Below are 11,991 nucleotides of genomic sequence, written 5' to 3' on the forward strand. Positions count from 1 at the left end.
GGAACGTAGCTAAAAAGGAATGCGAATAAGTTGGCTTAAAAATTATTACTAAAATGCTGCTGAGAAATTAATCTGTTTCAGCGCGTCAGCATTAGTTTAAGCTAGAAAATTTAATTCTGATGGTGTGTGATTCTTAGCACGTAACCAATGCCACGCACTGTGTGAATTAGTTGTTTTGCTCCTTGAGCTTTCAACTTAATTCGCAAATATCGAATATAGACTTCGATAACATTTGAATTCGTAAAGTTTTCGCACCCCCAAACATCATCTAAAATTTGTAAACGGGTCAATACTTGGTTGGGATGCCGCATCAAATATTCTAATAAATCGAACTCTTTGGCAGTCAGTTCAATTTCTCGATTTTCGTAGTAAACCTGTCGTGCCTTCTTGCTGAGAACAAGACGCTCAAATTTTAGAAGGTAAGTCTCTTTCGCCCCTTCTCTTAAGTGTGCTCGAATCCTAGCGATTAGTTCTTCTATAGCAAAAGGCTTGCTAAGACAATCACTAGCTCCTGCATTTAAACCCATGACTCTTTCAGAAACTTGTCCTTCATGAGTTAATACAATAATGGGCACATTGTTATAAGTTGAGCGCAACCGATGACAAAACTCTATGCAGGAGACACCGATAAGAGCCCAGCTAACAATAATTAAATGTGGGTTTGCTTGACGAGCAGCGAGCAAACCGCTGATACCATCCTTAGTTAAGGTGATTTGATATCCTTCACAGTCAAGTTCTTGAATGATTAGTTGAGCAAGTTGATCGTCATTTTCTACTAACAGGATGTTGTAGGTTACTGCGTTCGATACCTCTCTATTAGCGCGATCGCTAGCACGGGGTCGAAAAATAGTTTGCATCATCTTTGCTTAAAGTGTGTTTGTAGGAAAGCTTACTACTTCGCTCATACAGCCATAAGCTAGGCTCCGAATGAATTCAAGGTTTCATCTGTAATTTCGTTGAAAAGTTGAGAAACAGAAAGCTTAATGACTTGCGGTAGTGATAGCTGCTATCAACTGCTCAACATTCCAGCGATCGCGATACCGAATTCCATTGATAAACAAAGCTGGAGCAGTGGTTACTCCACTTTCTAATCCACCTTCAATATCTTGATTGATGCGAGCGACATGTACTTGTTGAGAGAGATCTTGCAGAAGCTGGCAAACGTCAAGTTCTAGGCGATTGGCATATTCAACCAGATAGCCATTGCCCAAGGCCTCCTGCTGAGTGAACAGCATATCGTGCATCTGCCAGAATCGGCCCTGTGCTGCTGCTGCTTCTACTGTCTCCGCTGCTTTTTGAGCTTGAGGATAGGCTGAATACTCGTCAATAAAGTGACGAAACACGACACCGATCCAGTTCTCCCCAGGAAATCTAGAACTAAAATGTTGCTGAATTTCCTGAATTAGCTGATGGAGTTTTCTACACTGAGGGCATTGGTAGTGTCCATACTCTACGAGTATGATTGAGGCGTTGAGTAACCCTTGGTAGTGATCACGTTGTGAGGGTAAAATTAAGAGCTGATCAAAATGACTATTTTCACTCGTTAGATCATTAGACATACTGGCAAAAGGAGTTTTCAAGATATCGAAGGATTGCCATGATCTCTATCTTTAGCTCTCGCCGCCTCCGTTATTTGTATGTCTTTAGCCTATGAGACTAATGCAGATTTGTCGCCAACTCAAAGTTGAGTGAGCGAAGGCATAAAACAACAGGTGCTCACTATCTCTGCAACGAGCCCTCAACCGAACTTAAGTTCGGTTCTCATCGCGATCACAACTTGGCGAGTCCTCGTTTCAATGCTGTAATCACCGCTTGTGTGCGATCGCTCACACCTAATTTGCTCAAAATTCGGTTGATGTGGAACTTAACCGTACTTTCGGTAATATTCAAAGCCACACCAATACTGTGGTTACTCAGGCCAAGCGCCATCTGACAAACAACCTCTCGTTCGCGATCGCTCAATTCTGGAATGTTCATCCGTTGCACCAACTTGGCAGCAACTTCAGAAGGGATATATTGTTGCCCACTATGAACGATCTGGATAGCGCTAAGCAGAGCATCCGGTTCAGCATCCTTGAGCAAATAGCCCTTGGCTCCAGCACGTAACGCTCGATAAATATCCTCGTCGCCGTCGTACGTGGTCAGTATGACAATGTGAGCATGGGCAAATTCAGCACAGATTGCTAAAGTCGCATCAGCACCACTCATCTGGGGCATTTGCAAGTCCATCAAGGTGACATCAGGTTGGAGTTGTCGATATAGGGCGATCGCTTCCTGTCCATTGCCTGCTTGACCAACCACCGTCATATCCGGCTCGTTTTCAATCATCGCGGCTAGTCCTTGCCGGACAATGGTGTGATCATCAACGATCAAAACACGGATCGCTGTAGGCTGGCTCATACTGATGCCTCTCGATTTACAGATACAATCACTTCGGTTCCCTGCCCCAGTCGGCTCTCGATCGAGAGTTGTGCCCCAATGCGTTCCGCTCGCTCGGTCATCCCCACTAAGCCAAATCCATGATTTAGGAGCGTATGATTGACTTCAAATCCTTGTCCGTTGTCTCTAATTTGCAAGAAGCATTGCGTCAACTCATAAATTAACTCAATCCGAATTTCGGTTGCGTTTGCATACCTGACAGCGTTTGTAAAAGCTTCCTGTGCAATTCTTAAAAGATTGTTTTCAGTTTCAGCAGGCAGTACATAAGGTGTGCCGATAACCTCACAAATTAAGCTGGTTTCGGTTGAAGATTGCAGAGCGGCTACAAATCGTTCTAGCGCTGTCCAGAGATTGCCATCTTCTAGCGATTGGGGACGGAGTGCCGCAACCGACCGTCGAGCTTCTGTCAGCCCGCTGCGAGCCAAATCTCGTACCGTATTAATATGGGTTTGAATTGCGTCAGGGTTAGTGATCACCAATCGAGAAACGGTTCCCATATGAACCAGAATCCCCGTAAAGGCTTGCGCCAGCGTATCATGAATTTCTCGCGCCATCCGGTTACGTTCTTCTAAAATTGAGGCTTCTTCGGCACGTTTGCGATCCGTGATATCTCTTGCTAGCCAAATGACAGAATGTTCTGAGATGGGTGAAATGCGAGTTGCAAACCAAGTTTTCCACTCTCCCATCATCAAGCTATACTCAACCGTTAGAGGTTGCTGAGTGGTCAATGCTTGCCGAATATAGCCAAGAAATGTATCGGCTTGCGATTGCTCAAAAATTTCATGTAATGTTCGGCCTACCTGTTCGTCAATCGGTTTATATGATTTTTCTGACTCGATGAGGTTCGCTCTCAAAACACGCCCTTCTGCATCTACCTCCAAGAGAGGATCGGGCATGGCTGAAAAGAGCGCACGAAGTTCTGCTTCAGAGGCTTGCAACGCTACTTCTGCCTGTTTGCGTCTAATCCCTAATGCAATCTCGCGAGCCGCAAACTCCAACGCCTCAAAGTTGGACAACGGAATGGAGTGTCGAGTAAACATTGCAATCACGCCAACAAGCTGCTCATCCAGCAAGATGGGATAGCCCGCAAATGCCACCATGCCTTCTCGTTCTGCCCATTCTTGATCAATGGAGGGTTCATAAAACACATTGTTGGTCAATAAAGGACAGCGGTCCTGAGCAATTCGTCCAACTTTGAAGTTACCTATGGAAACTCGACTGTGGGTACCGTCAAGACGGGTATACATCCCTGCACTGGCTTGTAACTCCAAAAAATTCTTGTCTTTATCTAGCGTCCAAATACGAGCGAATGCAGCAGTAAAGTGCTGAACAACGGCTTCAGTACAGCGTTGCAGCATCAGGGGCAAACTATCACTTTGAGCAAGGGCATTGTCCACATCAGCGCGAAAAGCGGAGAGGATGGACTGTTCCCGAAACTGAGCTTCGGACTGGCGCAACACTTCTTCTGCTTTTTTGTGATGGCTAATGTCTGTGTTTAGAGCATAGAATCCTTTGACTTGAGCATTACCATCAATATGGGGAATCAAGGTCGCGCTAATATATCTTTTTCCAGATTGCAAAGGCATTTCTACTTCCAGAGTTGCAGTTTGCCCTTCAAACACCTGATTGATATACGGTTCAACTACTTGATAAGCTCTGTCACCCAAGATTTCACGTACATGCTTACCCAGAATCTGATCTCGATTACAGCTAAACCAGTCCTCGTAGGTGTGGTTAACAAAGCAATAGCGTTGATTAGCATCCACGTAGCTGATACAAACGGGGAGAGCATCAGTGATCAGTCGTAATTCCTGTTCCCGGTGGCGCAGTGCAGCTTCACTTTCCTGCAACGCTGCTGTTCGTTCTGCAACCTGTTGCTCTAAGGTGCGGTTGTAATCGGTTAGTAGTTGCTCGGTTTGTTTGCGCTCTGTAATGTCTTGAAAGGCGGCGATCGCATAAACTACATTGCCCTGTTCGTCAAAGACTGGCGTTCCCCATACCTCAACGGGTATAACAGTGTTGTCTCGATGAATCTCCAAATCATCTGTTCTTGTGCGTTCACCTCCCAGTGCGCGGAACAGCGCTAGTTTCTCAGTAGGATATTTTTGACTTGTTCCCGCTAAATAACCTTGATAAATTTCTACAAGCTGATCAAGTGTTGCAGAAGGAACAGCACCTTTGCCCAAGAGCTGAGTTGCCTGCTGGTTGAAGTAGTAAGGACGACCCTCCGCATCCACGACGCTAATTCCTACTGGAACTGCTTCTAGAAATTGAGCCATCTGACTTTCGCTAGTGCGTAGCTTTGAGTAGAGTTTGGCGTTTTCGATCGCGATCGCGGCCTGAGTGGAGAGTAAATTCAGAACTTGCAATCGCTCCGGTGTAAAAGCTCCAGCCGCTAATTGATTTCCCAGATACAACACGCCAACCAGCTTACTTTGATTCAGCAGCGGCAAACAGAGCAGTGATTGAATTTGGTTCTGCTGAATGTAGGGATCATTGATGAAATTACCTTCACGAGTTGCATGATTCAGAATCACAGATTCATTAGTTCGGATCACATAATGAATAATGGATTCTGGTAAGCGATTTGTAATTGGAATCGATTGCAGCACTCGTGTAGCGTAGACCTGTTCACCATCGTTGAGTTCACACGCTGCTTCGATCGTCCATGCGCCTGAGTTTTCCAAAAGCAGACACCCGGTCTGTGCACCAGCATTTTCAATCAAAATCTGCATTAAGGAATGAAGCAACTGATCCAGTTCAATTTCACTCGAAATTGCTTGAGCTGCTTTCATCACCGTCGCTAAATCGAGAGCAGTATGTGAGGTGTTATAGGTAGTTTCAGAAGTAGCACGGGTTGGTGTATAAGCCGTGTCTGACAACTGAGAAAAGAACTGTGGATAACGAGTTTCTAAGTCTTTGATCTTTGCCGTTGCTCCCCAACGTTTATAACAGTAGTGAGCTTCTTTCATGTAGAGCTGGGCAAACTTTTCCAGACCTCGCGCTAGATAATGTTTAGCAGCTAATTCGTAGGCTAACGCCTCTTCCTGAACATATTCGTTTTCCCTGGCTCCTTGAATCGCTTGTTCGTAAAATTTTTCTGCCTCCAGCCACTGCCCCAACACTCGCGCTTTTTCTGCCTCAACCAGATGATATTTATGCAGGAAATTCATGGGCGCGTGATCTGCCCAATGTTCCATTTTTTCCTGATTAACCGCAACTTTGTTGAGGATTTCTGCCTGAGTTTGATCGCTGCTTCGGGGATAGGTTACAAGTCTTGCCAGAGAATCATAGAGGTAGTAGAAAGGCTCAAGGGGTGCGCCTTTCAATGCGCCTAGTTGACTTTCTGCTCTAGTTGAGCTTTCAACTGCCTGAGTGTATTCAGAAAATAAATAGCATAGGAAAAGTTTAAGGAAATTTATTACCAGGATTACGCCTTCAAGTTTTTCCTGCTGTGGCAGTTCATTTTCCTCATTATAGGCTTCACCAACCAAACGGGTTGGACTCTGTGAGCATCCGATCAAATTCAAGACAGACTGCTGAAGTAATCGAAGCCAGATTAGTGACATTTTCTGTTTAATTTGCCGGATTGCTTCACTGTATGTCCTCATCTCGCGTTCAATCTCCACGAGTTGCCTGCCAACAATAAAGGCTTGGAAGCAATAAGTGTGAGCGCAATAGGAGGCATACTCTAAATCTCCGGTTTCTAACCCACTTTGATAGCCTTCTCGCAATGGCTTCGCTATTTCTCTAAGATGTTCTTTCCAGTGGATGATGAAGTCATTTACAGTCAGCAATATTCTAGCTTTAAGTGAATGGGTATCCAGTTGTGACAAAAGCCTGAGAGCAAGCTGTCCAAACTGATAACCAATCTCGATGTTTCCAACCATTCCACAAAAAACAAATCCTAAATTGGCATAGGCAAAGGGGGACACAGAAGCATTGCCATAATTAATGGACAAGTTGACCTGTTTAGATGCCAGTAGGGACAACAGATCGGGAGCAGCAAGATATGCAGCGATCGTTATACTAGATAGAATTCGCATTGCTGCCAATTTGTCTGGCTCAGTCATTCGCGGCAAATGGATTAAGTCTCCGATGGGTTCACCGTTAAAGAGAGATGTGATCCTATCTAGTTCAAGTTGAATTTCCGATTGACTTGTCTTCTCAGAAAAACTGATTCCCAATTGCTGCAAAACTTGAAATGCAGTATTTATTGCTTTCAGGGGTTGGTTCTGCACCATATCGGTTTGAATTTTGACTTCGTAGATGTTTATAGTGTCAAGAATTGTTTTAGCTTGTTGCAGAACAATTCCTGCCCAACATTCCATCTGCTCAAACTCACCACACAAAAATGCAACTTCTGTGGTTTCTGTGTATACCGCCAGGGTCATATCATAGTTCGTTTTCCAGCTAGAAGCTGTTAGCCATACCATACTTGTGTTTAAATAGTTTTTCGCCACGCTATAGGCGATCGCCCCTTTTGCTTTCTGCCCTGCGGTTAAATTTAATCTGGCAATCTCATCTCGTTCAGATTGATCAGTAACCAGCTCAAGTCCATGATTGAGATGATCCACAATCTCAAATAGGCGCTCTGATAGTTCTTCGGATAACGTTTTCTCAAGCAGATTGCGACCAATTTGGAGATGAATTGCTTGTTTTTGAGACTCATCAATTAAGGTGTAGGCAGCTTGCTGAACGCGATCGTGCAAGAATTTATACTCTTGAACTAATAAGTTCTCATCTAATGCAGAGAGTGGTTGAATGAGTCCAGCGTGTATCGCTGTTAATAAGTTACGGAAAACTATTTGAGGCGATTGTTCACACACGATCGCTAATATTTCTAGATCAAATTCAGCCCCAATGCAGGCGGCCAGTTGAAGTATCTGCTGTGTCGCTTCCGGCAGTTTCCGCAACTTGCTTAGTATTAACTCCGCCACATTATCGGTGATGTTTAGAGCTTGAATTTGATTAATGTTCCACTGCCAGCTTAGGCACTCTGCATCAAAGCTCAAAAGATTTTCACTGTGCAGCAGTCTCAAGAATTCACCAATAAAAAAGGGGTTGCCCTCAGTTTTACGCAACACTAATTTAGCCAAGGGGCGAACGCTATCGGCATCCTGATGTAGTGTCTCAGCGACCAGCTGAGCTAACGGCTCAAGGGTTAGAGGTGCTAGAACAATTTCTTGAAGCACTGCCCCTTGTTGTCGCAACTTCTCTAGGGTCAACACAAGTGGATGAGTTGAAACCACTTCGTTGTTTCGATATGCTCCTATCAAGAATAGGAATTGGGTTTGCTCGTCGAGCAGCATTAGTTCGATTAGCTTCAGCGTGGCTGAGTCAACCCACTGCAAATCATCTAAGAAGACAACTAGCGGATGTTCTTTAGAACAAAACACTCGAATGAACTGCTGAAAAACTCGATTGAAGCGGTTTTGAGCTTCTGTTACTCCAACGTCTGCTACGGGTGACTGCTTGCCAATAATCAGTTCTACTTCAGGAATCACATCAACGATAAGTTGTCCACTGCTTCCTAAAGCAGTAAGAAGGCGCGATCGCCACTGCTGCAGTTGCTCAGTCGGTTCACCCAGCAATTGTTGCACCAATTGTTGTAAGGCATGGGCGATCGCACTGTAGGGAATATTTCGCTGAAACTGGTCAAACTTACCAGAGACAAAATAACCGTGTCTGGCAGTAATCGATTTGTAAAGCTCTTGCACGAGTGCTGATTTGCCAACACCTGAGTAGCCAGAAACCAACATCATCGTGCCAAATGAGGGATTAGGGAGTTCTTCTTCATTCCTTGCTATTTTCTCAAATGTTGCCAATAGCGCTGCAATTTCTGTTTCTCGTCCATACAATTTTTGGGGGATGCCAAGCTGTTCCGACACATCTTGCAGCCCCAGTTGAATGTCGTCAATTTGTCCTGTTTCTGTAAGCTGGCGAAGGCAGATTTCTAAATCTGCTTTGATACCCCAAGCATTCTGATAGCGATCTTCGGCATTCTTCGCCATCAGTTTTGTAATGATGTCTGAAATAGCTTTAGGAATTGCTACGTTTAACTCACATGGGGAAACAGGTTGTTTGGCAATGTGACAATGGACTATTTCTAGAATGTCTGTTGTTGTAAACGGCAACTGTCCAGTTAAAAGCTCGTAGAACGTCACACCGAGCGAGTAAAAATCGGTTCGGTAGTCCAGCAAACGGTTCATACGCCCAGTTTGCTCGGGAGAAAGGTAAGCAAGAGTGCCCTCCAACGCATGGAGACTTTTGAACATCGGATTCGTGCGATTAAATCGGGTAGCAATACCAAAGTCAATGATTTTGATAACGCCAGCATCCAGATTGAGGACGATGTTGTTAGGATTGATGTCTTTATGAACAATCCCAGCCGCGTGAATTTTCCCTAAAATATTTGTGATATCGATAGCAAGATGCAGAAATGTAGATAAGTGCATAGGGCAGAAACTTGATTGCTGCCTCATCCATTGCTCTAGGGACTCACCACCAAAGTCTTCTAAAAGAATAGCAAGCGTACGGTGATAGTCCTGCTGGCTATATGCCTTGACCACTCCCTCCAGATTGAGAGAGCGGGTAATTTCATATTCCTGTCGGTAACGCGTTAATTCTTGAGGAGAGGGATAATCCTGCTTGAGCATTTTGACGATGATCGCCCGCTCATCTTGCATCCTAATCCCTCGGTACACCAAGGAATTTGGGCTTTCGTAAATTTTCTTGTGGATGGCAATTCCAGATAAAGCAATCATAGAACGCCCTCTCAAAGGATACTATGTCACAAGCTATGCCACCAATTATATCGGTTTCAATGGAATTCCAAAAAATTGAAATAATTCAATCCATAACAAGGAACAATTCTATTACAGAATCAGAGTAATGTGTATTCCAGAATACTTTAGCTCTCAATAAGCTTTCGTCGAGAAGATTTCTAAGTTAGGCAGACAATTGCTTCAATGCTCAACGAGAGAATCAGTTTTCAGATTAAACTTTGTCAAGAAAAGACTTTTATTCGGTCATACAAAGGTGGGGTGTGCCCGAATTCATTCCTAAACTCTGAGTAGGGAATAGATAAGCACGACACCTACGGCTATGCTCCTACGGAGACCGGTGGTATGACCTCAGATTGGGGCAGCGGCAAGGGCACGTGAAATATGATGGGATGGGCACAAAACCCTCATCAAGAGCCTAATTGACCAGCAAAACATTATTCGGTATCGTTTTTGGCAAGACACTGGGATTAGTCGAGCAACCGCTGATCGGTTGTGTGATGACTCTGGCTACATTCCTACAGGTGATGTGCTCGAAAAAATTTGCCGGGCCTACGGCTGGCAATCAGGAGACTTCATCATCTACGAGCCAGATGAGCCCTAGCCCCTTCCGATTCTTCCTAACTATCAAGTAGGCATAGCGGTTACTTCAATGACTAAATAGGGCTTGAGTTAGCGGGCAGCAAATGATACATTTGCACTATTTTGTAGCGGCGAAAGCTCATGGCTCAAAAAACAATCCAGTGCCGCCTTGTCGCTTCACCCACAACCCGGCAATACCTCTGGATGCTGGCCGCAGAGAAAAATACGCCCTTAATCAACGCCCTCATTCAAGCCGTTGTTAATCATGAGGATTTTGAGGCTTGGCGACTCAAGGGTAGGCATCCCGCTGATGTGGTCACCAAGCTTTGCAAAAGCCTGAAAAACGAAGCCCCTTTCTCCGACCAGCCCTCTCGGTTCTATGCTTCTGTTGAGAAAGCCGTCAATTACATATTTAAGTCCTAGTTTACGATTCAAAGTCGTCTAAAGCGCCAAATATCTGGCAAGCGAATGTGGCTCACCATCCTCAAAAGTGATGAGGAGCTAATTGAGATGTGCGGCCAGGATTTAGAAGCCATTCAGAAAAAAGCCGCTCAAATTCTGGCTCAGATTGAAAAAAATGTTGAGATAGATAAGAAAGGCAGCCCCGTCAAATCAGCAAAAGACTTAATCCGGGCGCAACTCTTCAAAAAGCACGATGGTGCCAAACAAGCCCTAATCTGCTGTGCCACTGCTTACTTACTCAAAAACGGTGGCCAACTTCCTGATAAACCTGAAGAGCTTGAAAAATTTGCCCATCGCTGTCGCAAATCCGAAATCCAGGTGCAGCGCCTTCAAGATCAACTCGAAGCCCGCATTCCCAAAGGCCGCGACCTAACTGGGCAAGCCTGGCTCTCGACCCTGCTAACCGCCACTACCACCGTGCCCAGGGACAACCGTGAGCACAAGCAGTGGCAAGACAAGCCGCTAGCCCAGCCTCGCACCATCCCCTTTCCTATCCTGTTTGAAACCAACGAAGACTTGGTCTGGTCTTGTAACCAGGCTGGTCGTCTCTGTGTGCACTTCAAGGGTCTTAGTGAGCACACCTTTCAGATTTACTGCGACCAGCGGCAACTTCCTTGGTTTCAGAGATTTTTAGAGGATCAAACAACTAAACGGGCCAGCAAAAGACAGCACTCTAGCGCTCTCTTCACCCTGCGCTCCGCCTGTATCTCTTGGAAAGAGAGTGATCACAAATGTCGTCCTTGGGATACCTATTACCTCACCCTCTCCTGTACTATCGATACACGCCTCTGGAGCGAAAAAGAGACCGAGGACGTGCGCCAGGAGAAAGCCGCAGAGACCGCTGAGGTGCTCACCCAACTTAGCAAGAAGAGCAGCTTGTCTGATACCCAGCGAGATTATGCCAAACGGCTCACCTCTACCCTAGAGAAGCTCAACAGCCCCTTTGACCGACCCAGCCAACCTCGCTACCAAGGCAACCCCCACATCATCGTTGGCCTGAGCCTGGGCTGGGATAATCCCCTGACTCTAGCTGTTTGGAACGCTCAGACCCAAGAGGTACTGGCTTACCGCAGTCTCAAACAACTTCTTGGCAAAGACTATGCCCTATTTCTTCGGCAACGGCGAGAACAAGGTAAACAATCCCATGCCCGCCACAAAGCCCAACGCCAGGGCAAGAACAACCAGTTTGGCACCTCTAACCTGGGAGAGCATGTAGATCGACTGCTAGCGAAGGCAGTGGTGGTCATAGCTCAGCAGTACGGAGCTGGCAGCGTTGCCGTTCCAAAGTTAGACAATATTCGTGAGATCTTACAAGCCGAAATTGAGGCGAAAGCCGAGTAAAAGGCCCCAGGCTCGGTAGAAGGCCAGAAACGCTATGCCAAGCAGTACAAAAGTAGCATCCACAAATGGAGCTACGGCAGGCTGCTAGATCAAATTGCGAGCAAAGCTGCACAGAACGGAATGGCTATAGAGGCTGTTAAACAGCCCTGGCAGCAAAATGTTGGGGAGATGGCAAAGGCAGTTGCGATCGCAGCCTATGATTCCAGACAGTAGTATTTTAGTACTAAAGTCTGCACTACAATAGGCCCAAAGCTTTGAACCTGGAAAACTGAATATCTCAATAGCGCCGCGACTCATGCTTTGGCCTCTGAGTCGTGTGAAATAAGGGTTAGTTTGGCTGTCGGATGACAGCCGTGCTTTCTGGCCCTGGTAGCTACTCGCC

The 11,991-nt window shown here is 45.6% G+C and carries 7 protein-coding genes; 3 read left to right on the plus strand and 4 right to left on the minus strand.

Features of this window, described 5'->3' with window-relative positions; genetic code table 11:
* Nucleotides 1-110 precede the first annotated feature (110 nt).
* The 4 genes from H6F76_RS09320 to H6F76_RS09340 form a co-directional block, all read right to left on the minus strand.
* Nucleotides 111-857, minus strand: a complete 747-nt coding sequence (locus tag H6F76_RS09320) for a response regulator transcription factor (RefSeq protein WP_190507671.1) — start codon at nucleotides 855-857, stop codon at nucleotides 111-113.
* Nucleotides 858-980: 123 nt separating this feature from the next.
* A complete protein-coding gene (locus H6F76_RS09325) occupies nucleotides 981-1,559 on the minus strand; it encodes a DsbA family protein (protein ID WP_190507665.1) in 579 nt (192 codons plus the stop codon).
* Nucleotides 1,560-1,770: 211 nt separating this feature from the next.
* Nucleotides 1,771-2,400, minus strand: a complete 630-nt coding sequence (locus H6F76_RS09330) for a response regulator transcription factor (RefSeq protein ID WP_190507667.1) — start codon at nucleotides 2,398-2,400, stop codon at nucleotides 1,771-1,773.
* Nucleotides 2,397-9,206: an AAA family ATPase gene (locus tag H6F76_RS09340; RefSeq protein ID WP_199290055.1), complete on the minus strand. Its 6,810-nt coding sequence runs from the start codon at nucleotides 9,204-9,206 to the stop codon at nucleotides 2,397-2,399. Before H6F76_RS09340 ends, H6F76_RS09330 begins: the two co-directional genes overlap by 4 nt.
* A gap of 439 nt (nucleotides 9,207-9,645) precedes the next feature.
* On the opposite strand from H6F76_RS09340, the gene H6F76_RS31420 reads away from it, so the two are divergent.
* From H6F76_RS31420 to cas12k, 3 genes are all read left to right on the plus strand, one after another.
* The gene (locus H6F76_RS31420) at nucleotides 9,646-9,828 is read left to right on the plus strand and encodes a helix-turn-helix transcriptional regulator (RefSeq protein WP_313933703.1); all 183 of its coding nucleotides are present in this window, start codon (nucleotides 9,646-9,648) and stop codon (nucleotides 9,826-9,828) included.
* A 119-nt stretch (nucleotides 9,829-9,947) separates the two neighbouring features.
* Nucleotides 9,948-10,229: a hypothetical protein gene (locus tag H6F76_RS29675; RefSeq protein WP_199294940.1), complete on the plus strand. Its 282-nt coding sequence runs from the start codon at nucleotides 9,948-9,950 to the stop codon at nucleotides 10,227-10,229.
* Nucleotides 10,230-10,235: 6 nt separating this feature from the next.
* The gene (gene cas12k / locus H6F76_RS09350; RefSeq protein ID WP_313933704.1) at nucleotides 10,236-11,609 is read left to right on the plus strand and encodes a type V CRISPR-associated protein Cas12k; all 1,374 of its coding nucleotides are present in this window, start codon (nucleotides 10,236-10,238) and stop codon (nucleotides 11,607-11,609) included.
* Nucleotides 11,610-11,991 lie beyond the last annotated feature (382 nt).

This window comes from Leptolyngbya sp. FACHB-321 (assembly GCF_014695975.1).
Lineage (GTDB): Bacteria > Cyanobacteriota > Cyanobacteriia > Leptolyngbyales > Leptolyngbyaceae > Stenomitos.

Coding starts and splice junctions, on each gene's coding strand:
- H6F76_RS09320 (WP_190507671.1), bottom strand. CDS start 857: ATGCAAACTATTTTTCGACCCCGTGCTAGCGATCGCGCTAATAGAGAG.
- H6F76_RS09325 (WP_190507665.1), bottom strand. CDS start 1,559: ATGTCTAATGATCTAACGAGTGAAAATAGTCATTTTGATCAGCTCTTA.
- H6F76_RS09330 (WP_190507667.1), bottom strand. CDS start 2,400: ATGAGCCAGCCTACAGCGATCCGTGTTTTGATCGTTGATGATCACACC.
- H6F76_RS09340 (WP_199290055.1), bottom strand. CDS start 9,206: ATGATTGCTTTATCTGGAATTGCCATCCACAAGAAAATTTACGAAAGC.
- H6F76_RS29675 (WP_199294940.1), top strand. CDS start 9,948: ATGGCTCAAAAAACAATCCAGTGCCGCCTTGTCGCTTCACCCACAACC.